The organism is Nocardia sp. NPDC003269, assembly GCF_042888005.1.
GTDB lineage: Bacteria > Actinomycetota > Actinomycetes > Mycobacteriales > Mycobacteriaceae > Nocardia.
Window position 1 is genome coordinate 1767481 of the sequence record NZ_JBIAPA010000001.1, and the last position, 20587, is coordinate 1788067.

At 67.8% G+C, this 20587-nt stretch carries 22 protein-coding genes; 11 read left to right on the plus strand and 11 right to left on the minus strand.

Annotated features, from left to right (window positions below; translation table 11 throughout):
• The first annotated feature begins 58 nt into the window (after nucleotides 1-58).
• Together alc and puuE are read left to right on the plus strand one after the other, a co-directional pair.
• Nucleotides 59-1036 carry an allantoicase gene (gene alc, locus ACFYWJ_RS08190; protein WP_355274174.1) on the plus strand — a complete coding sequence of 326 codons (978 nt, stop codon included), beginning with the start codon at nucleotides 59-61 and terminating at the stop codon, nucleotides 1034-1036.
• Complete coding sequence (gene puuE, locus ACFYWJ_RS08195; RefSeq protein WP_355274171.1) at nucleotides 1033-1938, plus strand: allantoinase PuuE; 906 nt, start codon at nucleotides 1033-1035, stop codon at nucleotides 1936-1938. The genes alc and puuE overlap by 4 nt, the downstream gene beginning before the upstream one ends.
• 158 nt (nucleotides 1939-2096) lie before the next feature.
• Here puuE and ACFYWJ_RS08200 read toward each other — a convergent pair whose 3' ends face one another.
• Entirely contained in the window at nucleotides 2097-2534 is a 438-nt protein-coding gene (locus ACFYWJ_RS08200) for a MarR family transcriptional regulator (RefSeq protein WP_355274169.1), read from the minus strand.
• A gap of 70 nt (nucleotides 2535-2604) precedes the next feature.
• On the opposite strand from ACFYWJ_RS08200, the gene ACFYWJ_RS08205 reads away from it, so the two are divergent.
• Nucleotides 2605-3447: an alpha/beta hydrolase gene (locus ACFYWJ_RS08205; protein WP_355274166.1), complete on the plus strand. Its 843-nt coding sequence runs from the start codon at nucleotides 2605-2607 to the stop codon at nucleotides 3445-3447.
• A 45-nt stretch (nucleotides 3448-3492) separates the two neighbouring features.
• On the opposite strand, the gene ACFYWJ_RS08210 is transcribed toward ACFYWJ_RS08205, so the two are convergent.
• From ACFYWJ_RS08210 to ACFYWJ_RS08225, 4 genes are all read right to left on the minus strand, one after another.
• A complete protein-coding gene (locus ACFYWJ_RS08210) occupies nucleotides 3493-4308 on the minus strand; it encodes a HEAT repeat domain-containing protein (protein ID WP_355274164.1) in 816 nt (271 codons plus the stop codon).
• A gap of 18 nt (nucleotides 4309-4326) precedes the next feature.
• Nucleotides 4327-5478: a polymorphic toxin type 34 domain-containing protein gene (locus ACFYWJ_RS08215; protein WP_355274162.1), complete on the minus strand. Its 1152-nt coding sequence runs from the start codon at nucleotides 5476-5478 to the stop codon at nucleotides 4327-4329.
• Nucleotides 5479-5605: 127 nt separating this feature from the next.
• Nucleotides 5606-5905, minus strand: coding sequence for a WXG100 family type VII secretion target (locus ACFYWJ_RS08220; RefSeq protein WP_355274159.1), 300 nt, complete (start codon nucleotides 5903-5905; stop codon nucleotides 5606-5608).
• Between the two features lie 3 nt (nucleotides 5906-5908).
• Nucleotides 5909-6241 (minus strand): WXG100 family type VII secretion target, encoded by a 333-nt coding sequence (locus tag ACFYWJ_RS08225; RefSeq protein ID WP_355274156.1) that lies wholly within the window; start codon nucleotides 6239-6241, stop codon nucleotides 5909-5911.
• A gap of 228 nt (nucleotides 6242-6469) precedes the next feature.
• Between ACFYWJ_RS08225 and ACFYWJ_RS08230 the strand changes: the two genes are divergently transcribed.
• Nucleotides 6470-6646, plus strand: a complete 177-nt coding sequence (locus ACFYWJ_RS08230; RefSeq protein WP_355274153.1) for a hypothetical protein — start codon at nucleotides 6470-6472, stop codon at nucleotides 6644-6646.
• A 21-nt stretch (nucleotides 6647-6667) separates the two neighbouring features.
• On the opposite strand, the gene ACFYWJ_RS08235 is transcribed toward ACFYWJ_RS08230, so the two are convergent.
• A complete protein-coding gene (locus ACFYWJ_RS08235) occupies nucleotides 6668-7828 on the minus strand; it encodes a lipase family protein (RefSeq protein WP_355274151.1) in 1161 nt (386 codons plus the stop codon).
• 504 nt (nucleotides 7829-8332) lie between these two features.
• Here ACFYWJ_RS08235 and aceA point away from each other — a divergent pair.
• The 3 genes from aceA to metE all read left to right on the plus strand — a co-directional run bounded on the left by aceA (nucleotide 8333) and on the right by metE (nucleotide 13207).
• Nucleotides 8333-9622 carry an isocitrate lyase gene (gene aceA / locus ACFYWJ_RS08240; protein ID WP_355274148.1) on the plus strand — a complete coding sequence of 430 codons (1290 nt, stop codon included), beginning with the start codon at nucleotides 8333-8335 and terminating at the stop codon, nucleotides 9620-9622.
• Nucleotides 9623-9782: 160 nt separating this feature from the next.
• Nucleotides 9783-10652, plus strand: a complete 870-nt coding sequence (locus ACFYWJ_RS08245) for a 3-hydroxybutyryl-CoA dehydrogenase (protein ID WP_218722035.1) — start codon at nucleotides 9783-9785, stop codon at nucleotides 10650-10652.
• 227 nt (nucleotides 10653-10879) lie between these two features.
• Nucleotides 10880-13207, plus strand: coding sequence for a 5-methyltetrahydropteroyltriglutamate--homocysteine S-methyltransferase (metE, locus tag ACFYWJ_RS08250; protein ID WP_355274147.1), 2328 nt, complete (start codon nucleotides 10880-10882; stop codon nucleotides 13205-13207).
• Nucleotides 13208-13249: 42 nt separating this feature from the next.
• On the opposite strand, the gene ACFYWJ_RS08255 is transcribed toward metE, so the two are convergent.
• Nucleotides 13250-13789 carry a TetR/AcrR family transcriptional regulator gene (locus tag ACFYWJ_RS08255; RefSeq protein ID WP_355274145.1) on the minus strand — a complete coding sequence of 180 codons (540 nt, stop codon included), beginning with the start codon at nucleotides 13787-13789 and terminating at the stop codon, nucleotides 13250-13252.
• A 9-nt stretch (nucleotides 13790-13798) separates the two neighbouring features.
• Here ACFYWJ_RS08255 and ACFYWJ_RS08260 point away from each other — a divergent pair, with 9 nt between their 5' ends.
• The 3 genes from ACFYWJ_RS08260 to ACFYWJ_RS08270 are packed head-to-tail and all read left to right on the plus strand — an operon-like array spanning nucleotide 13799 to nucleotide 16071.
• Nucleotides 13799-15049 carry a hypothetical protein gene (locus ACFYWJ_RS08260; RefSeq protein WP_355274144.1) on the plus strand — a complete coding sequence of 417 codons (1251 nt, stop codon included), beginning with the start codon at nucleotides 13799-13801 and terminating at the stop codon, nucleotides 15047-15049.
• A gap of 39 nt (nucleotides 15050-15088) precedes the next feature.
• A complete protein-coding gene (locus ACFYWJ_RS08265) occupies nucleotides 15089-15508 on the plus strand; it encodes a VOC family protein (protein ID WP_355274142.1) in 420 nt (139 codons plus the stop codon).
• Nucleotides 15508-16071, plus strand: coding sequence for a TetR/AcrR family transcriptional regulator (locus ACFYWJ_RS08270; protein WP_355274139.1), 564 nt, complete (start codon nucleotides 15508-15510; stop codon nucleotides 16069-16071). The genes ACFYWJ_RS08265 and ACFYWJ_RS08270 overlap by 1 nt, the downstream gene beginning before the upstream one ends.
• Here the strand turns inward: ACFYWJ_RS08270 and ACFYWJ_RS08275 are convergent.
• From ACFYWJ_RS08275 to ACFYWJ_RS08285, 3 genes are read right to left on the minus strand one after another with little or no spacing between them, the layout of a single operon-like run.
• Nucleotides 16065-16796 carry a ZIP family metal transporter gene (locus ACFYWJ_RS08275; protein WP_355274137.1) on the minus strand — a complete coding sequence of 244 codons (732 nt, stop codon included), beginning with the start codon at nucleotides 16794-16796 and terminating at the stop codon, nucleotides 16065-16067. The two genes, ACFYWJ_RS08270 and ACFYWJ_RS08275, sit on opposite strands and share 7 nt — an antisense overlap.
• Before the next feature lie 7 nt (nucleotides 16797-16803).
• Nucleotides 16804-17994 (minus strand): AI-2E family transporter, encoded by a 1191-nt coding sequence (locus ACFYWJ_RS08280; RefSeq protein WP_355274134.1) that lies wholly within the window; start codon nucleotides 17992-17994, stop codon nucleotides 16804-16806.
• A gap of 51 nt (nucleotides 17995-18045) precedes the next feature.
• Nucleotides 18046-19098 (minus strand): NAD(P)-dependent alcohol dehydrogenase, encoded by a 1053-nt coding sequence (locus ACFYWJ_RS08285; RefSeq protein WP_355274133.1) that lies wholly within the window; start codon nucleotides 19096-19098, stop codon nucleotides 18046-18048.
• 116 nt (nucleotides 19099-19214) lie between these two features.
• On the opposite strand from ACFYWJ_RS08285, the gene ACFYWJ_RS08290 reads away from it, so the two are divergent.
• Nucleotides 19215-20300 (plus strand): trypsin-like peptidase domain-containing protein, encoded by a 1086-nt coding sequence (locus tag ACFYWJ_RS08290; RefSeq protein ID WP_355274131.1) that lies wholly within the window; start codon nucleotides 19215-19217, stop codon nucleotides 20298-20300.
• On the opposite strand, the gene ACFYWJ_RS08295 is transcribed toward ACFYWJ_RS08290, so the two are convergent.
• Nucleotides 20297-20563: a hypothetical protein gene (locus ACFYWJ_RS08295; protein ID WP_355274129.1), complete on the minus strand. Its 267-nt coding sequence runs from the start codon at nucleotides 20561-20563 to the stop codon at nucleotides 20297-20299. The genes ACFYWJ_RS08290 and ACFYWJ_RS08295 overlap by 4 nt on opposite strands.
• Nucleotides 20564-20587 lie beyond the last annotated feature (24 nt).

Sequence of the window (20587 nt, forward strand, 5' to 3'; positions counted from 1 at the left end):
CAGGCAGTACCCCCATGGCGGGCGAGAGCCCGCAGCACCTGAGGCATAGGAGGCAACGGTGACCACACACCTCGGCGGCGACGATTTCACGCTGCTCCCCGACCTGGCGGTTCGATCGCTCGGTGGTTCGGTGATCTGGGCGAACGACGAGTTCTTCGCGGAGAAGGAGAACCTGGTCAACCCGGGTCCGTCGGAGTATCAGCCCGCCACGTTCGGGCACAAGGGGCAGGTCTACGACGGCTGGGAGACCCGGCGGCACCGCGGCAGGCCCGGCGACGACAGCGCCATCGTGCGGCTCGGCGTGCCGGGCGTGATCCGCGGCGTCGTGGTGGACACCGCCTGGTTCAAGGGCAATTACCCGCCCGAGGTCTCGCTGTCGGCGCTGGCGATCGAGGGCTATCCGCCCGCCGAGGAAATCGCCGCCCGCACCGACTGGGTCACCCTGCTCGACCGGGTCAAGGTCGGTGGCGACAGCCGCAACCCCTTCGCCGTCGTCGACGAGAACCGTTGGACCCATGTGAAACTCACCATGCACCCGGACGGCGGCGTCGCCCGGCTGCGCGTGCACGGTGAGGGCAGGCCGGACCCGGCGCTGCTCGGGCTCGGTCCGCTCGACCTGGCCGCGCTGGAGAACGGCGCGCTGGTCCTGGACTGCTCCAACCGCTTCTACAGCTCACCGAACCAGCTGCTCTACCCCGGCCTGGCCAGGGTCATGGGCGACGGCTGGGAAACCGCCCGCCGCCGCGACGACGGAAACGACTGGGTACGCATCAGATTGGCGGGCCCCGGCGCGATCCGGCTCGCCGAGATCGACACCTCCTGCTTCCTCGGCAACAGCCCCGGCGCCGCCGCGCTCACCGGCTTCACCAACGACGGCACCCAGGTCGAACTGCTGCCGCGCACCGACCTGCTGCCCGATACCAGGCACCGCTTCGCGCTCGCCCCGGCCGCCGCCTCGGTGGAAGAGGTGCGCCTCGACATCTATCCCGACGGCGGCCTCGCGCGGCTGCGGCTCTTCGGGGAGCTGGGCGCATGAGCGACATCCGGGATTTCGTCGGCTACGGGCCGAATCCACCGGACCCGCAGTGGCCCGACGGCGCGCGGATCGCCGTGCAGTTCGTGCTGAATTACGAAGAGGGCGGGGAGAACAACGTCCTCGACGGGTCACCGCACTCGGAGACGTTCCTCTCCGAGATGACGCCGGCCGAGGCGTTCCCGAACCGGCACATGAGCATGGAATCGCTCTACGAGTACGGTTCCCGCGCCGGGCTGTGGCGGGTACTGCGCGCCTTCGAGCGGCGCGGCCTGCCGCTGACCGTCTTCGCGGTGGCACGGGCCATGCAGCGCAATCCCGAAGCGGTGGCGGCCTTCCGGGAGCTCGGCCACGAGATCGCCTGTCACGGGCTGCAATGGAAGTCCTACCAGCTCATCGATCGCGATATCGAGCGCGTCGACATGGCCGAGGCGGTGCGCGTGCTCACCGAGCTGACCGGCGCGGCACCGCTGGGCTGGTACACCGGGCGCGATTCGCCGAGCACCAGGGAACTGGTGGTCGAGCACGGCGGTTTCGTCTACGACTCCGACTCCTACGCCGACGATCTGCCGTACTGGACCGAGGTGCGCGGCCAGAACCACCTGGTCGTGCCCTACACCCTCGACACCAACGACATGCGCTACGCCTCCCCGGCCGGCTTCGCCAACGGCGACGAGTTCTTCGCGCACCTGCGCGACGCGTTCGACGTGCTGTATCGCGAAGGGGCCGAGGGCAGTCCGAAGATGTTGTCGATCGGATTGCACTGCCGCCTCGCGGGTCGTCCTGCCCGGACAGCGGCGCTGGAACGGTTCCTCGATCACGTGCAAGCGCATGACGGGGTTTGGGTCGCCCGGCGGATCGATATCGCCGAACACTGGCGCAAGGTTCATCCGCCGCTGGTGTGAGAAGTGCGGCCGCGCTCTCGAATTCGGGGGCGCGTCCGTTCCGTCGCGCCGCGCTCTCGAATTCGGGGACGCGGCGATTCCGTCGCGCCGCAGTATCGAACTCGGGGATGCGCGGTTTCTGTTGCGCCGCAGTACCGATCTCCGAGGTACAGCCGGTTCTATTGCGTTGTAGTGGCTCTCGGGCGCAGGTGCCGGGCAAGAATGTCGAGGGCGTTCAGCACCTCGGCGGTCGCGGCTGGGTCGTCGGTGGGGAGTGCCGCGGTGACGGCGGCATCGATGGTGGAGGCGCGGATCTGGGCGACCCGGGCGGAGATCCGGTCGGCCGGGCGGATGACGGTGCGGCGGCGGTCGCGCGGGTCGGTGTCGGTGGTGATCGAGCCCGCTTCCTCGAGCCGGGCCACGGCCGTGGACACCGCGCTCTGCGGGAGTCCGGTGCGGCGCGCGATCTCGCCGACTGTGCTGTCCGGATGGGCGACGATGTCGCTGGTGACGACGAGCACCGGCCGGTGACCGCTGCCGAGGCCCTCGGTGGGCAGGGCCTCCTCGCCGATCTTCATCAGCGTCCGCCCGAGCAGGAACAGTTCGACTCCATCCATGCCACCAAGATACATCACAGTTGATGCATCACTATTGATGAATCAAATTTGATGAATTACGGTGGACGGCATGAGCACGATTCACGCCGACACGCTGCCGGTTCCGGGCGCCGAGCTGTACTACGAGATGCGCGGTCGCGGCCCGACGCTGCTGATCTCGCAGAGCGGGGAGGGGGGCGCGCGGCGCAGCGAGGCGCTGGTGCGGGAACTGGAAGCGGACTTCACCGTCATCACCTACGACCGGCGCGGACTCTCGCGCAGCCGGATCCACGGCACGCCGGGCGGATCGATCGCCACCCATGCCGACGACGCGCACCGGCTGCTGGCCGCGCTCACCGACGCGCCGGTGGCGATGCTCGGTTGCAGCATGGGCGCGTCGATCGGCCTGCACCTGGCGGTCACCCATCCGGGTCAGCTGAGCACACTGATCGCCCACGAGCCGGTGAGTCCATGGCTGCTCGCCGCGACCGAGCGCGCGCATCACCTCGCGGAGCTGGCCGAATGCCAGGAGGTCTTCCGCGCGCAGGGCTGGCGAGCGGCACTGGCGCCGATGGTGCGCACCCTCGGCATCGATCCGGCGAACCAGGAGATCGAGCCGGGCGTGCGGTTGGCGCCGATCGACGCCGACCGCGCGCGCAACTTCGAGTACTTCCTCGACCATGACTTCACCGCCGTCCGGGCCGACCACATCGACGTCGCCGCGCTCCGCGACTCGCCGACGCGCATCGTCCCCGCAACTGGGCGCACCACCGCGCACCACGTCTTCGACCACAAATGCGCACGGGAACTGGCCGACCTACGCGCCACGCCGCTGGTCGAATTCCCCGGCGGCCACAACGGCAACCTCACCCACCCCACCGCCTACGCCGAAGCTGTGCGTGCGGTGCTGGCCGAGACCCGTTCCCATTCTTGAAGGTTGGGGCCGGAGCTCGTGGTCAGGCGAAGGGGTTTGCGAACTTCAATCACCGTTAGGCGGTGAACTTCTCCGCACCACACGGCGAATCTCCTCGGCCCTAGACTTCCAGACCGGCCAGCGCACGACCACGATATCGAGAATCTGACTGATAGTTTCAGCATCGTTGAATAGGCTTGGTGGGCGCGGAGGGCCGAGCATGTCCCAGAAGTCATTCATGAGGAAATCTGTTTGAGGCTCGTCGATCACGGGGGCCAAAAGTTTCAAGGACGCGAGCTGTTCTTCGATGCCGAATCGGTACGCGGCTATGCGCACTTGAACGCCGAGTTCTGGATCGTTGCCGAGCTCCGTGACCAGGCGTTCCATCTCGGCGCGGGGGAGATACCCGTTCGATTTTCCCAAAGATTCGATCGCGTATCGCTGAACGGCGAGATATTCCGTGTCGTCGAGGGCTCGGTTCATCAACTCGATCAAACCCCCGCCGCCATAGTTTCCGAGAGATTCCGCGGCTGCTGCCCGCACGATCCAGGACGGGTCGGATTTCAGACATTCACTGAGTGGCGCGGCGGCAGGAGGAAAGACTACAAGGCCCAGGGCGTCCGCCGCCTGGCTGCGAACCATCTCATCTGAATCGGACAGCATGGCAACCAAATATGGACCAATGGTATCCGGGGCGTCCCGTCCGAGATACCCCGCGGCACGCACTGCTTCGCTTCGCACGGCTTCGTCCGGTTCGGAGAAAAGGTCGACTACAGTTGTCGCGTAGGTTCGATCATCTCGCTTGATCAACTCTATCAGGGCTTCGACCCGAACGTCTGGATCGCTCGAATTGAGGTCTTTGTCGATGTTTCCGCTATACATGGCTTTACTCCTCCGAGGTCAGCGATCGCCACTGAGACTTGAGTGTCTGCAGTTCTTTGCCTTCTGGGTGGAATAGATTCTCTTCCTACGTGCGCTGTCCCCTTTTGCTTCATCCCACATCTTAGCCAGGGCTTCGCATATCTGCTTCTCTGTGAGGCCTTCGCGTGCCATCAAGTCACGTGCTTCTTGCAAAATTCCGGTATCGCCCACATTTTGGCGCCCACCTTTCGCCATCGCGGCCACGAACGCGCCAGCTACCGTGACGGCTGTGAGGGCCGCGAGATCGTCGAGTGCTGACTGTATGTCGAGCGGATGGGCGGCATCGGTGGCGATTGCGATTCCCAGTCCGATTTCAATGGTTTGGAACAGGCGGCAGATCTCCCACAGTTTCTTGATCCGGCCTGCCGCCGAGGTGACGGCCGCGGCGCCGGCCGCCGTGCCTGCGGCTACTTCTGCCTCAGCGGGGCCGAGTGTGGCGATACCGACTGTCAGGATCTCGGTGAGGACGACGACCGCTACGGTGATTGCCGCGATAGCCAACAGCTCGAGCATGAGGTCGTTGACTTTGCTGTCCAGGTCGCTTCGGAATGCGACTAGATCAGTGCGGTGCGTGCCAACGGCGTTGTAGGTGGATCCAGCCACAGTCGTCAGTGCGTCGCCACCATTGGCAAGCGTGCTGAAGTGTGCCTTGACGTCGGCTAGATCGGGCGCCTTCGTCTGGGCGGAGTCGAAAGACGAACTGATTTTCTCGATTTCGGATTTGATGTTTTTGACTGCGGCGGACTCGGCGAATTTCCGCCACGCATCCTCTGCGGTCTGCAGTTTGTCACGATCGCCGTTGGGGACGGTGAACCCGATCTCGGAAATCAAACCTGGAATGCTGGTATCCAGGCCTTGTGAATTTCCTCCCAGCGATGTCGGTGCGGGTTGAATGCCTTCGGTGAAAACCATTCCTTGAGGGATATGGAAAGGTGTGGATGGAGCTTCGCCTTTGTTTGGATCTGTATTTGCTTTCCAGTTCGAGTATGCCCAGTTGTTCCCCGCTGTGTTGAGAATGTTGGAGAAGTTGGCCATTGCATTCGACAGCGACGCGCATGTTCCCAACAGGTCGGCAGATACGTTGTCGTAGTCGGATGCCCACCGTGCAACCTTGTCGTAGCTGCCGGCCATGTTCTCGGTTGATTGTAATGAATTCCAAAGTTTTGAGAACTCGGACAGTAGCTCCGAGTTCAATTTTGCGCATCTGGTTGCTGCATCATAGTAAGTCTGTGGGTCTACTCGAATGCTCATCGGTGCTTCAGCTGCCCCGCATCATCCTGGTATTGGCATCGACTGCCTCGGAGTAGGCTGTGTGTGCAAACTTCGCGGCGTCGCTCATTTCTCGAATTCCTTCGACGAATTCCCGAGCGCCAGTGGACCATTGCTGATGTGCCGTTTGATATGCCTGAGCGGCAATGGACTCCCACCCCGTTCCGATGAGCCCTGCTACCTTATCGTCGATCTCGTCGAGGTGGTCGCCAATAAATCCGGAAAGGCCGGAGAGCTTGGAAACGATCTGATCGATATGATCGAGGTCTACATTGAACTCGTCTCCCACTGCTCAACCTTCCATGTTGAGGCTGAATGATTCCAACGCGGCCGAATTTGTTTCATCGCATCCGGTGTAGGTATCGGCGGTGACTCCAAGCTTCTCTGCCATGTCGGTCAGGGCCGTGATTATGGTCTGGCCGCCGGAGTTGGTTTCCGACCAGCCGGTGGCGAACGTGTCCGCTGCGGTCCCTGTCCAACTCGATCCTGCGCATGCTTCCACTTCGCGAGTCGCGGACGCCAAAGCGCTTCGCAAAGTATCGGCAAGTCCATAGACGTAGTTGCCGACTTCTCGGACTTTGTCGGGAACTACCGTCAGAGACGGTTCCCCCCCAGGGCTGCTCATGAAGCCTGATGCTATCGGGGCGGTATGGGTGGTGTCGATCTGGCGATGAGCCGGTGCAAGCGATCTTGAAGCTATGCTTTCACTGGCAGTGCACGTTTGGCGACTGGCGGTGTGTATTCCGCATGGCCGCAGCGAGATTGCCAGATCCCATCGATGCCACGCCTCGTAGCGCGGACTGTTGCTGATCCCCTGGAGCTGATTCGTCGATGGGCGCCAGGCCATCGCTTCGTGCACCGTGCCCGCGACCGGGCGCACCACGTGTTCGACCACAAATGCGCACGGGAGCTGGCCGACCTGCGCGCCACGCCGCTGGTCGAATTCCCCGGCGGCCACAACGGGAACCTCACGCACCCGGCCGCGTACGCCGCGGTCGTGCGCGCGGTGCTGGCCGAGGCCCGGCCCTGAATGGCGGGCCGGGTCTCGTGCTCAGGCGAAGAGATTCCGGACGAACGGGAGGGAGTCGACGAGGGAGGCGTTGACCGTGCCGTCGTGGTCGGTGGGGTAGGTGCGGACGGTGACCGGCTGGCGGTTCGCGGTGAGGACCGCGGCGAAGCGCAGGGTCTCGGGGGTGACGACATCGGTGTCGCGCAGGCCCTGGCCGAGGAACACGGGCCGGTCGTAGCCGGATTCGGGCAGGCCCATGTAGCGCGAGAGCAGGCCGTGCACGTCGGGGATCGACGACATCGGTCGGGCGAAGAGGCTGCCGAGGCTGGGCTTCGCGGCGGCGAGTTCGTCGCCGAGCGGGCCGATGCAGCCGGTCTCGGCGCGCGCTACCCAGTCGCGGCCGGACTCGGTGAGCAGGCCGTCGATGCCGAGCTCGGGGAACGTGGTGCGCAGGCCGTTGAGGATGTAGAGCACGTACGCCGACAGGTGCGCGCTGAGCGCCATCGGCGGCATGCCGGGGCCGAGCAGCTGGATGACGTCCTCGATGTAGGCGGGCACGCCGGTGCCGACGGCGCCGCGATAGTCGAGGGCGGGACCACCGAACTCGGTGGCGTAGCGGGCGGTGAACACCGCGGCGCCGCCGCCCTGGGACTGGCCGACCACGGCCCACTTGTTCGACAGCTCCGGGTACTGCGCGGTGGCCGCGTGCACCGCGTCGACCACGTTGTGCGCCTCCACCACGCCGTTCAGGTACGGATGCGCTCCCGGACCACCCAGGCCCGCGTAATCGGCCGCCACGACCGCGTACCCCTGGTTCAGCCAGGTGCCGAGGTAGGCCCAGTCGCGCTCGACCGCGGCGGGCCCGGCCACGCTGTACGCGCAGTCGTCCCCGAGGCCGACGGTGCCGTGCGCCCACGCGATCACCGGCCACCCACCCGCCGGCGCCGCCCCCGCCGGGAGGTACACGGCCGCGCTGGTGGTCGTCGGCTGGTCGCCCGCCGTCGTCGAGCGGTAGATCAGCCGCTCGGCCCGCGCCGCACCCGGCAGCGTCGCCGCGGTGGACAGCGCCTCGACGCCGACGACACTCCCGGCCCGCTGTCCCGGCTGCGCGCCCGCCGCCGTCGGCACCAGACTCACCGCGGCCGTCGCCGCGACCACCGCCAGCGCGACCTTCGACGTCGCCGCGATCCTCGAAATCCTCATGGGGTCACCCTCTCGTCTTCGCGGACGAGTGTCCAGGACTGCGCGCGCTGCCCCCATTTCCGGGGTGGGCGGCGATGTCGGGCGATTCAGTGACGACACGCACACCATTCCTGCCCGGCGTGGTGTGTGAAACAGGTCACAGGGTGCGAGAGTTGGGCGTGTCGGGCAGTGCCCGGGCGGGCAGTGCTAACAGTACGGGCGTTATGCTAAAACTCCTGGTCAGCGCTACCGGTCGGTAGGATGGGTGCTTGCAATTAGCCCGCAAATTTCGCAAAGTTAGCAAACGCGGCGGCAAACCTAGCTGAGATTCACATAAGCAACAGGTAGACGGCTATTTCCTGGTGTGCCATCGTGTGGAAGTACACCCCTCAGGCCCTAGCTAGTCCTAGCAAGCCTGCAAATTGCTTCAGCAGTACGAGTCGCGCAACCGAAAGCGTTAAGCCGCCGGTTGTTTCACGACTGGACCGTAGGAGCACCGACCACACCGAGGAAGTGGAGTCAGAGATGTCGACTGTCGGCACCCCGAAGACCGCTGCGGAGATCCAGAACGACTGGGACACCAACCCCCGTTGGAAGGGCATCACCCGCAACTACACCGCCGAGCAGGTCGTCGCCCTGCAGGGCAACGTCGTCGAGGAGCACACCCTCGCCCGTCGTGGTGCCGAGATCCTGTGGGATCTCGTCAACAACGAGGACTACATCAACTCCCTCGGTGCCCTCACCGGTAACCAGGCCGTGCAGCAGGTCCGCGCCGGCCTGAAGGCCATCTACCTGTCGGGTTGGCAGGTCGCCGGTGACGCGAACCTGTCCGGCCACACCTACCCCGACCAGTCGCTGTACCCGGCGAACTCGGTCCCGTCGGTGGTCCGTCGCATCAACAACGCGCTGCTGCGCGCCGACGAGATCTCCAAGGTCGAGGGTGACAACTCGGTCGCCAACTGGCTGGCCCCGATCGTGGCCGACGCCGAGGCCGGCTTCGGTGGCGCGCTGAACGCCTACGAGCTGCAGAAGGCGATGATCGCCGCTGGTGCCGCCGGTGTCCACTGGGAGGACCAGCTGGCCTCGGAGAAGAAGTGCGGCCACCTCGGTGGCAAGGTGCTGATCCCCACCCAGCAGCACATCCGCACCCTGACCTCCGCGCGTCTGGCCGCCGACGTCGCCGGCGTGCCGTCGGTGATCATCGCCCGCACCGACGCCGAGGCCGCCACCCTGCTCACCACCGACGTGGACGAGCGCGACCGTGAGTTCCTGGACGGCACCCGTACCGCCGAGGGCTTCTTCGGTGTGAAGAACGGCATCGAGCCCTGCATCGCGCGTGCCAAGGCCTACGCCCCGTACTCCGACCTCATCTGGATGGAGACCGGCGTGCCGGACCTCGAGGTCGCGCGCAAGTTCGCCGAGGCCGTCCGCAGCGAGTTCCCGGACCAGCTGCTGGCCTACAACTGCTCGCCTTCGTTCAACTGGAAGGCGCACCTGGACGACGCGACCATCGCGAAGTTCCAGCGTGAGCTCGGCGCGATGGGCTTCAAGTTCCAGTTCATCACCCTGGCCGGCTTCCACTCGCTGAACTACGGCATGTTCGACCTGGCGTACGGCTACGCCCGCGACGGCATGACCTCGTTCGTCGACCTGCAGGAGCGCGAGTTCAAGGCTGCCGCCGAGCGTGGCTTCACCGCCGTGAAGCACCAGCGTGAGGTCGGTGCCGGCTACTTCGACACCATCGCCACCACCGTGGACCCGAACACCTCGACGGCTGCCCTGAAGGGCTCCACCGAAGAGGGTCAGTTCCACTGATCCGCCGGGGTTGCTTTGACTAGCAACACCATTCCTCTACCTCGGTAGGGGTGTACGCCCTCCCACGCCGAACAGCCCCGGCGTGGGAGGGCATCCCTATAACTTGGTCGTCATGACCACCCCAGCCACCCCAGAGCCAGACACACAGCAGGAGCGGGACGTGAGCAGCGAGAAGATTCAGCGCGTCGGCATCATCGGCGCCGGACAAATGGGCGCGGGCATCGCGGAAGTGTGCGCACGCGCGCACGTCGACGTCCTCGTCTACGAGACCAGTCGCGAACTCGCCGCTGCGGGCCGCGCTCGGATCCTGCGCTCGCTGGACCGTGGCGTGAGCAGCGGCAAGATCACCGAGCGCGAGCGGGAGCAGGCGGCCTGGCGGCTGCGCTTCACCTCCGATCTCGGCGACTTCGCCGACCGTCAGCTGGTCGTGGAAGCCGTTGTCGAGAACGAAGAGGTCAAGACGGCCATCTTCAGCGAGCTGGACAAGGTCGTCACCGACCCCGACGCCGTGCTCGCCTCCAACACCTCCTCCATCCCGATCATGAAGATCGCGGTCGCCACGGCGAACCCCGAGCGCGTGGTCGGCCTGCACTTCTTCAACCCGGTGCCGGTGCTGCCGCTGGTCGAGCTGGTCACCACCCTCAAGACCAGCGAGCCGGTCGCCAAGCGCGCCGAGCAGTTCGCCGCCGACATCCTGGGCAAGCAGGTCGTCCGCTCGGCCGACCGCTCCGGCTTCGTCGTCAACGCGCTGCTGGTGCCGTACCTGCTCTCGGCCATCCGGATGGTCGAGTCGGGCTTCGCCACCAAGGAAGACGTCGACAAGGCCATGGTGCTCGGCTGTGCCCACCCGATGGGCCCGCTGGCGCTGACCGACCTGGTCGGCCTGGACACCGTGAAGTCGATCGCGGACTCGATGTACGCCGAGTTCAAGGAGCCGCTGTACTCGGCTCCGCCGCTGCTGATGCGGATGGTCGAGGCGGGTCTGCTGGGCAAGAAGACCGGCGCCGGCTTCTACCAGTACGGCAAGTAGGGGTTTGCTCCCCGGAGGCCACCGTCATCACCAACGACCCGATGACGGTGGCCTTCGGCCATTTCGGGGGTGTTTGCAGGGGGAACAGCGAAGGGTCGCGCTCGCGGCCTAAGCTGCTGTAGCCGGACGCGCCAGCGCGGCCCGGCGATATGTCGAGCGCAGCAATGCGCGGGGACCGGCGAGCGTCCGGGTGACCGCGCAGGTGATCGAAAGGGAGTATCCCGGTCATGGTCAACGTCACCGATGGATTCGGGTCGAGCGTTCTCGGATACCCGAGGATCGGTCCGCACCGCGAGCTCAAGCGTGCGCTCGAGGCGTACTGGCGCGGATCGCTGGAGCGCGAGGAACTGCTCGCGGTAGGCCGTGACATCCAGGAGCGCCAGTTCAACGAGCTGGCCGCGACCGGGCTGACCCAGGTCCCCGGCAACACCTTCTCCTTCTACGACCACATCCTGGACAACGCGCTGCTGTTCGGCGCCGTGCCGTCGCGGTTCAAGGAGCACCAGGAGGGCATGCACCCCCTGGACTTCTACTTCCTGATGGCTCGCGGCAACCCGGACCTGCCGCCGCTGGAGCTGGTGCGTTTCTTCGGCACCAACTACCACTACCGCCAGCCCGAACTCGACGCCGACACCACGTTCTCGCTGCACCCCGAGGCCCTGCTCGACGAGTGGGACCGGGCGATCGCGCGCGGGATCGAGCTGCGCCCGGTCGTGCTCGGCCCGGTGTCGCTGCTGCTGCTGTCCAAGGCCGGTCACGTGCCGGGCGAGACCGAGTTCGACTCGCTGAGCCTGCTCGACAAGCTGCTGCCGTTCTACGAGGAACTGTTCGAGATCCTCGCCAAGCGCGGCTCGACCTGCGTGCAGCTCGACGAACCCTGCTTCACCGGCGAGCGTTCGGCCGCCGAGCTGGCCGCCTTCGACAAGGCCTACCAGCGGCTGGCCAAGGCCCCGCTGCGCCCGCGCATCCTGGTCACCGGCCAGTACGGCGATTTCGGTGAGGCGCTGCGCATCCTGGCCGCGAGCAATGTCGAGGCGATCGGCCTGGACCTGGCGTCCTACCGGATGACGCCGGAAGAGCTGGCCGCGATCCCGGGGATCAAGCGCAAGCGTCTGTACGCCGGTGTCATCGGCGGCACCAATGTCTGGCGTGCCGATCGTTTCGTCACGTTGAACTACCTGAACTCGATCGCCGAGGTCTGCCCCGACCTGGTCGTGTCGACCGGAACCACGCTGCTGCACGTGCCCTACGACGTGCTCGCCGAATACGACATCGACGGCAATGTCGCCGACCGGCTCGCCTTCGCCAAGCAGAAGGTGGGCGAGGTGGTCTCGCTGGCCAAGGCGCTCACCGAGGGCCCGTCGGACAACTGGCGCAAGCGCCCGACCGAGGTGCACTTCAAGCAGAAGCACGCCGTGCGTCAGCGCGTGTACGCGGTGACCCCGGAGATGCGCGAGCGCGAGCCCTACATCGAGCGCCGCGCCGCCCAGCAGGAACGGCTGAACCTGCCGGTGGTGCCCGCGACCACGCTCGGCTCGTTCCCGCAGAGCGGCAAGCTGCGCCAGGCCCGCCACGAGGTGGCCCAGGGCAGGCTGTCCGAGCAGGACTACCGCAAGCAGGTCGAGGCCGAGATCGAAGCGACGATCCGGCTCCAGGAGGACATCGGCCTCGATGTGTTCGTGCACGGTGAGCACGAGCGCAACGACATGATCCAGTTCTTCGCCGAGCAGCTCGACGGCTTCGCCACCACCCGCTTCGGCTGGGTGCAGGTGTACGGCTCGCGCTGCGTGCGCCCGCCGATCGTCTACGGCGACGTGTCGCGGCCCGCGCCGATGTCGGTCGACTGGACCACCTACGCCCAGTCGCTGACCGACAAGCCGGTCAAGGGCATGGTCACCGGCCCGGTGACGATGCTGGCCCGCTCGTTCGTGCGCCAGGACCAGCCGCTCTACGAGACGGCCGACCAGGTGGCCCTGGCCATCCGCGACGAGGTCGTCGACCTGGAGAAGGCGGGCATCGCGATCATCCAGGTCGACGAGCCCGCCATCCGCGAGCTGCTGCCGCCGCGCCCGCAGGGCCGCGAGGAGTACCTGCGCTGGGCGGTCGGCGCCTTCAAGCTGGCCACCTCCGGCGTGCGGGCCGACACCCAGATCCACACCCACATCGGCTACTCCGGCCGCACCGAGGTGGTCGACGCGATCGAGCAGCTCGACGCCGACGTCACCGCGATCGTGGCCACCCGCTCGATCGAATGGGTGATGCAGGCCCTCACCGAGGACGCCGCGACCGGCCACGGCCTCAGCCACGGCGTCGGCCCCGGCGTCTACGAGAGCCGCTCGGCCCGCATCCCCGATATCGACGAGCTCGACGAACTGCTCACCCAGGCCGCCGAAGCGGTGACCCCGCAACGACTCTGGGCCAACCCCGACGGCGGCCTGAAGACCCGCCACTACTGGCAGCTCGAGCCCTCGCTGCGCAATATGGTCGCCGCCGCCCGCCGCGTGCGCCGCCGCACCCTGGCCGCCGAGGCCGCGGAGGTCGCACCCGCGGAGTAGGACCCCAGGCGATGGGCGCACCGGAATCCGGTGCGCCCATCGTCATGTCCGGGGGCGCAGGGCCTGGACGCCCGCGGTGAGCTGGGTGGGGGTGGGGGCGTGGTCGGGGTCGATCAGCCATTGCAGGAGCAGGCCGCCGATCATCGTCTGCAGGACCGCGCCGATATCGGAGTCGGCGCCGAAGGCTTGGGACAGGCCGGTGCGGGCGAGATCCTGGGCGGTCGCGAGTTCGGCGCGCAGTTCGGGGGAGTGCAGGGCCTGGTTGAGGCATTCGGCGTTGGCCTGCCAGAGGGCGCGGTCTTCGCCGAACGAGGTGATCAGGCGCTGCCAGAAGTCTTCCAGTCGGGCGGTGGGGTCGGCCGGGTCGTCGGCGGGCAGTGAGTCCAGGATGTGCTGCACCGCGGCGGCGCTGGACTCCAGCATCGCCTGTTGCAGCAGCTTGTCGCGGGTGCCGAAGTGGTAGTTGATGGCCGCCAGGTTGGTGCCGGAGGCGGCGACGATATCGCGCACGGTGGTGCGGGCGTAGCCGCGTTCGGCGAGGCAGCGCTTGGCCGCGTCGAGCAGATCTTCTCGGGTTCCCACCCGGGCACGGTGGAATCCACCTACTTCGGCACCGGCACCACGCTCGGCACCGTGCCCACCGCGGGTATGCCGCTGTTCCTCGGCACCACCGTCTACGGCACGCTGGACCTCGCGGTCCTGTGCCGGGTGCTCGACGAGCTCGCCGCCGCGCACCCGCTGTTGCGCAGCCGGGTGGCGGACGGCCACCTCGTTCGTGACGACGGTTTCCGTCCCCGCTTCGATGTGCTCGATGGCGACGAGGCCGAGTACCTCGCGCTGCTCAACACGCCGCAGGACTGGCGCGACGGGCTGTTCCGCGCGTACCTGCTGCGAGCCGGGGTGCGACAGCAGATCGTGCTCGTCGTCCATCACGGCATCTCCGACGGCAGATCGGGATTCGCGCTGCTGGATCGGCTGTGGCGGCACTACACCGCGCACGTGACCGGAGGTGCTGTGCCGCAGGCGGATCCGGACCAGCGTCTGCCTGCCGCGATGGACACCCGATTGGCCGAGGTGGTGACGGCGGCCGATGCCGACGCGTGGCTCGACGACCTGCGGGCGGGCGCGACGACGCTGGGGCCCGGCGACGCCCCGCGCATGCTGCCCCACGACGGCGACGGCACGGGCGCCGACCCGCTGGGCCGATTCGCCATGCAGCGCATCGAGCTGACCGCCGAGGCGACCGCCCACCTCGTGGCAGTGGCTCGCGAGCAGGGGGTTTCGGTGAACAGTGTGGTCAGTGGCGCGGCCTTGGCCGCCGTCCGCACCCGGTTCCCGGAGCCGGGCCCGCTGCCGCTGTTCTTCGGCTACGCGGCCGATGTGCGCGGCGCGGTGCGGCCGCCGGTGCCGGTGGAGGCCATGGTCAACTACGCCTCGGGCTCCGGCATGCTCGTGCGCGCGGCGGACGACGCCGGTCCCCTCGAACTGGCCCGGCTGGTCGACGACGGCTTACACGCCGGACTCGATCGTCACGAACCCGCCCGCTTCCCGCTCGCCGTCCAGCGGGTCGCTGACGAGTTCACCGCCGCCCTGCTGGCGGCCCCGCCGACCCTGGCCATCTCCAATATCGGCCGCCTGCGGCCGCATTCGTTCCCCGACGACCTCGCCTTCCTGCGCGACGACGTCTTCGCCATGGGCCCGGCCATGCCGCCGAAGCTCACCGTCTTCACCATCGCGGGCCGCCTCACCCTCCAGCTCGAATACGACACCGCTCTCTACAGCCGCTCCCGCATGGACAAGCTCCGCCTGACCCTCACCGAGCTGCTGCACGACCTGACCTGAACCCTGGTTTCATTACGGTACGTACTGTACTGTTTTGGCATGGACGCCACGACCTGGCCGGACCCACTGCGCGTCGCGCAGGTCCGGATCGCCCGCCCGACGGACCGGCTCGACGAGGTGGTGCGCTTCTACGTCGACGGGCTGGGGCTGCGCGAGCTCTACCGCTTCGAGAACCACGCGGGCTACGACGGGGTGATGCTCGGCCTGCCCGGCACCGACTACCACCTCGAATTCACCACCCACGTCGACGGCAGTCCCGGCGCCGCGCCGAGCGCCGAGAACCTGCTGGTGCTCTACTTCGACGGCGATTCCGCGATGTTCGACGCGGTGCGGCGGCTCGGCGAGTTCGGTGCGGAACCGGTCCCGGCCGAGAACCCGTACTGGGCGGCCAACGGCGGCATGGCCTTTCCCGATCCGGACGGCTGGATCGTCATGCTCGTGCCGCGGCCGGTGTTCTGATGCCGGGCCGCGCGCGCGAGGACCGGATCGACACCGCGGTGCTCGCCGCGACCCGAGCGGTGCTCGACGACAACGGCTACGCCGACCTGTCCATCGGCGAGGTGGCGACCAGGTCGGGGATCCACCGGCCCGCGATCTACCGGCGCTGGCCGTCGAAGCGGCACCTGGTGGTCGCGGTGGTGGCCGACGCGCTGGGGATGCGTCCGACCCCCGACACCGGCGACCTGCGCGCGGATCTCACCGTGGCCCTGCGTGATCTGGTCGCGGCCCTGCGCGACACCTCGCTCGATCGGGTACTGCCCGCGCTGGTCGCCGACCTCGCCAACGACCCCGAGCTGCGCGCGCACTTCCTGGCGACGGTCTTCGAACCGCGCCGGGCGAGCACCGCGGCCGCCCTGCGCGCGGGCATGGCGCGCGGCGAGGTCGACCCGGGCATCGACCTCGACTTCGTTCTCGACGTGGTGGCCGCGCCGATCTACTTCCGCGCGCTGTTCGGTCACCTGCCGCTCGACGATGCCCTGGTCGAGTCCTCGGTGGACGCCGTTGTGCGCCTGGTTCAGTGACTGATCGCGGCGACGCCGAACATCGCGGCCACGCCGGTGACGGTGCTCAGCAGGGTCAGCCGGGACGGATGCTCGGCGTGCGCCTCGGGGAGGATGTCGGCGGTGGCCAGGTAGAGCAGGAAACCGGCGAAATAGCCGAGGTACAGGCCGATCCACTCTTCGGGCACGTGGATCAGGGTGCCGAGAATCGCGCCGACGACCGGGGCGATGGCGTCCAGCCCGAGCAGGGTGAGGGCACGTTTGCGGGCGTTGCCGTACAGCGTCGGGATGGTGAACGTGTTGAAGCCGTCGGCGAAGTCGTGACAGATCACCGCGATCGCGACCGACAGGCCGACGGTCGCGCCCGCCTGATAACCGATCCCGATGCCGAAACCGTCCAGGGTGCTGTGGAAGATCAGGCCCGCCGCGGCGAGCAGTCCGACCGACTCGAATCCGTGATGGTGCGAGCCGAATTCACTCTCGTGGCCGGTGTGGATCGCGACCGCGCGCTCGATGATGTGGATGCTGAGGAATCCGACCACCGCCGCGATCAGCACCACCGGCACGCCGTACACCTCGCCCGAGGACTGTTCGAGCGCCTCCGGGATCAGGTCGAAGGCGACCAGCCCGAGCATGACGCCCGCGGCCAGCCCGAGCACCAGGTGCCTGCGGTCGCCGATCCGCATGGCGACGAAGCCGCCGAACAGCGTCGACAGCATCGACACCAGGGACAGCAGGATCGCCATGGCCGGCCTACTCCTCGGCCTGGTCGGTGGGCTCCGGCTGCTTGGACTTGCGCTTCTTCTTCGGCGGCGCCGGGGTCTCGGCGTCCTCGGCGACCTCGTAGCGCCGCACATAGGCGCCCGCGAAACCCTGCATCGTCGCGGTCACCGGGATGGCCAGCAGCGCGCCCGTCGGCCCGAGCAGCGCCGCGCCCGCGATCACCGCGCCGAAGGCCACCGCCGGATGCATGTCCAGGGTGGTCGCGGTGATCCGTGGCTGCAGCACGTAGTTCTCGAACTGCTGGTAGCCGACGATGAACAGCAGGATCCACAGCGCGCTGATCGGATCGTGCACCAGCGCGACCAGCACCGGCAGCGCGCCGGCCAGATAGGTGCCGACGGTCGGGATGAACTGCGAGACCACGCCGACCCACAGCGCGAGCGCGAACGCCGACGGCACATCGAGCACCCGCAGCGCGACATAGTGGGCGATCGCCGAACACAGCGCCAGCAGCGCGCGCGAATAGATGTAGCCGCCGGTCTTCTCGACCGCGATGTCCCACGCCCGCAGCACGTGCTTCTGCTGCTTGGGCGGCAGCAGCGAGCACACCCAGGTGCGGAAGCGCGGGCCGTCGGCGGCGAAGTAGAAGGTGAACAGCAAGACGCCGAGCAGCTGGAAGATCGCGCCGATCGCGACGGTGCCGATGCCCCAGACGTTTCCGGCCAGCCCGACCAGGTAGCCCTCGATCGTCGAGCTCCACTCCGAGGCGTACTTGGTCAGATCGTCGCCGGAGAGGTCCTGGTCGAAGGTCTTGTTGATCCAGTCGACCACGTCCTGCACGTAGCCGGGCGCGTTGGCGACCAGCATCGTCACCTGGCTGATCAGCAGCGCGCCCAGCGTCCACACGAACGCGACGATCACCAGCAGCAGCACCCCGAACACCGCGCCGGTGCCGGCGCCGCGCCGAACACCGCGGGCGGCAAGCCAATTCACCGCGGGTTCGATCGCGAACGCCAGGAACAGCGAGACCAGCAGCACGGTCAGCAGGCCCTGCAGTTTGCCGAGGATCCAGAACGCCGCGATCAGCCCGGCGACGGCGAGCGCGGCGTAGAGCAGCGACCGCGGCAGCCAGCGCGGCGGCGTGCGGACCGTCCAGAACGCGGGCAGCGCGGGGCCGGTCGCCGGTGCGGCGGGACCAGAAGTCGATTCGTCGTCGGCCACCACGTCACGGTACCGAGGACGCGCCGATTTCCGCGCGCTGGCGCGCGGGGCTCAGATGGTCGCGGTATCGATGACGAAGCGGTACTGGACGTCGCTGGCGACGACGCGCTCGTAGGCGGAATCGATCTCGTCGGCCGAGATCAGCTCGATCTCCGCGCCGATGCCGTGCGCGGCGCAGAAGTTCAGCATCTCCTGGGTCTGCGCGACACCGCCGATCATCGAACCCGCCAGCGACCGGCGGAACGCGGCCAGGTTGCGACCGGTGACGCTCATCGGCTGATCGGGCAGGCCCAGGATCACCAGGGTGCCGTCGAGCGCGAGCAGGCGCAGGTAGTGGTCGATCGGCAGATTCGCCGAGACGGTGTTGATGATCAGGTCGAACGAGCCGCGCAGCTGGCGGAAGGTCTCCCGGTCGCTGGTGGCGTAGTAGTGGTGCGCGCCCATCCGCAGGCCGTCGTCGCGCTTGCGCAGCGACTGGCTCAGCACCGTCACCTCGGCGCCGAGCGCCGCCGCGATCTTCACCCCGACGTGCCCGAGCCCGCCCATGCCGATGATCGCGACCTTCTTGCCCGGCCCGGCGTTCCAGTGCCGCAGCGGCGAGTACAGGGTGATGCCCGCGCACAGCAGCGGCGCGGCGACATCGAGGCCGATGCCCTCGGGAATGGTGACGACGAAGCTCTCGCCGACCACGATCTGGGTCGCGTAACCACCCATCGTGTACCCGCCGGGCTGCACGGACTCCGGGACCGGGGTGTTGTAGGTCCAGGTGGCGCCGTTGGTGCAGTACTGCTCCTCGCCGGCCAGACACGGCACGCACTTGCCGCAGGAGTTCACCAGGCAGCCGACGCCGACCCGGTCGCCCACCTTGTACTTGCGCACGGCGGAGCCGGTGGCCGCGACGATGCCGGCGATCTCGTGGCCGGGCACGCACGGGTACTTGCTGCCGCCCCACTCGTCGCGGGCGGTGTGGATGTCGGAATGGCAGATACCCGCGTACTTGATGTCGATCAGGACGTCGTCGGGGCCGAGTTCACGGCGCTCGATCGTGACCTTCTCGAAGGACCCGTCGGGGGCGGGGATGGCGTAGGCGGCTGCGGTACTCATGGAGTCATGCCTACCGCCGCATGCGTCGTTTGCCAACAGGCGCGGCCGGATCGATACCGGATGACTGTGTATCGGGGTCACAATGGAGGTGTCGGCTCGCGAGAGAGGACGGGCGCGTGCACGCTGTCGGACGGGTGTTCGCGACGCTGGTCGTCGCGCTGATCGGCGTGTGCGCTTTCCTGGGATACCGCGGTGACCTGGTACTTCCCTGGAAACCGCACGCGCAGGACTATGTCGCGGTCGTGCAGGCGCCGCCGCAGGTGCCGCTGGACCCGGCGCTGGTCGCGGCCCAGGTGCAGCCCGTGCTGGTCAATATCTCCGTCGACGCCGCGGTGTTCGGGACCACCGCCGCCGGCTCCGGGATCGTGCTCACCCCCGACGGGCAGATCCTGACCAGCCATCACGTGATCAAAGGCGCCGAGGAGGTCTCGGTGACCGATATCGGGAACGGGCTGGTCTACGCGGCCACCGTACTCGGGTACGACTCGACCGCCGATATCGCGCTGTTGTCGCTGGCCGGGGCGTCCGGCCTGCCGACCGCCCGGCTCGGGTCATCGGCCGAGCTGCGGATCCGCCAGGACGTGCTGGCCATCGGCGACGCGGGCGGCGACGGCGGCGCGCCGACCTCGGTCGCCGGGCCGATCACCGACCTGGACGCGAGCATCGTCGCGATGAACTCCGCCGACCTGACCCGCAAGTCGCTGCGCGGCATGGTGCAGATCGCCGCGCCCGTGGTCGGCGGGCAGTCCGGCGGCGCGCTGGCCGACAGTTCGGGCGCGGTCGTCGGCGTGATCACCGCGGCCTCCGGCGAGCGCCCGGACGGCGAGCCGCCGAAGCAGGCCAACGGCTACGCGGTCCCGATCGACACGGCCATGCGGGTGGTCGCCCAGATCCGCTCCGGCACCCCCACCGAGACCGTCCACATAGGCCCCACCGCCACCCTCGGCGTTCAGGTCGTCGACGCGAAACCCGCTGGCGCCCAGGTCAACTGGGCCTTCTACGGCCAACCCGCCCGCGCCGCGGGCATCACCACCGGCGACATCATCACCGCCCTGGACGGCCGCCCCATCACCACCGCCCGAGCCCTCAGCTCCGCGATCAACACCCGCAAACCCGCCGACCGCATCCGCCTCGACATCACCGCCCCCGACGGCACCACCCGCACCATCGACGTAGTCCTCGCCGAAGGCACCCCGAACTAGACCAGCGAAGCGATCCCGATCGCCCCGAGCAGCCCGGCCACCGACGGCACGAACCCGGCGAAAGCGACCAGCAGCCCGACACCGACCCGCTGCAACGACAACCGCAGGGGAGAAGCGTCCCCGCCGAGCGCCAGCGCGATGATCCCGACCACCGGCGGCAACACGATCAGCCACCACGCCTGCCGGAACGTCATGTCGAGATACGGCAACGAGATACACGCGAATCCGGCCAGCGTCGCCAGGAAGCTTTCGGGTCCGAACACCGCGGATCGCTCCGTGCCGGACGC

What these genes read in the sequence shown, in the direction of transcription:
- puuE (WP_355274171.1), top strand. Translation starts at nt 1,033, where the DNA reads ATGAGCGACATCCGGGATTTCGTCGGCTACGGGCCGAATCCACCGGAC.
- ACFYWJ_RS08200 (WP_355274169.1), bottom strand. Translation starts at nt 2,534, where the DNA reads ATGGATGGAGTCGAACTGTTCCTGCTCGGGCGGACGCTGATGAAGATC.
- ACFYWJ_RS08205 (WP_355274166.1), top strand. Translation starts at nt 2,605, where the DNA reads ATGAGCACGATTCACGCCGACACGCTGCCGGTTCCGGGCGCCGAGCTG.
- ACFYWJ_RS08210 (WP_355274164.1), bottom strand. Translation starts at nt 4,308, where the DNA reads ATGTATAGCGGAAACATCGACAAAGACCTCAATTCGAGCGATCCAGAC.
- ACFYWJ_RS08215 (WP_355274162.1), bottom strand. Translation starts at nt 5,478, where the DNA reads ATGGCCGGCAGCTACGACAAGGTTGCACGGTGGGCATCCGACTACGAC.
- ACFYWJ_RS08225 (WP_355274156.1), bottom strand. Translation starts at nt 6,241, where the DNA reads ATGAGCAGCCCTGGGGGGGAACCGTCTCTGACGGTAGTTCCCGACAAA.
- ACFYWJ_RS08235 (WP_355274151.1), bottom strand. Translation starts at nt 7,828, where the DNA reads ATGAGGATTTCGAGGATCGCGGCGACGTCGAAGGTCGCGCTGGCGGTG.
- aceA (WP_355274148.1), top strand. Translation starts at nt 8,333, where the DNA reads ATGTCGACTGTCGGCACCCCGAAGACCGCTGCGGAGATCCAGAACGAC.
- metE (WP_355274147.1), top strand. Translation starts at nt 10,880, where the DNA reads ATGGTCAACGTCACCGATGGATTCGGGTCGAGCGTTCTCGGATACCCG.
- ACFYWJ_RS08265 (WP_355274142.1), top strand. Translation starts at nt 15,089, where the DNA reads ATGGACGCCACGACCTGGCCGGACCCACTGCGCGTCGCGCAGGTCCGG.
- ACFYWJ_RS08270 (WP_355274139.1), top strand. Translation starts at nt 15,508, where the DNA reads ATGCCGGGCCGCGCGCGCGAGGACCGGATCGACACCGCGGTGCTCGCC.
- ACFYWJ_RS08275 (WP_355274137.1), bottom strand. Translation starts at nt 16,796, where the DNA reads ATGGCGATCCTGCTGTCCCTGGTGTCGATGCTGTCGACGCTGTTCGGC.
- ACFYWJ_RS08285 (WP_355274133.1), bottom strand. Translation starts at nt 19,098, where the DNA reads ATGAGTACCGCAGCCGCCTACGCCATCCCCGCCCCCGACGGGTCCTTC.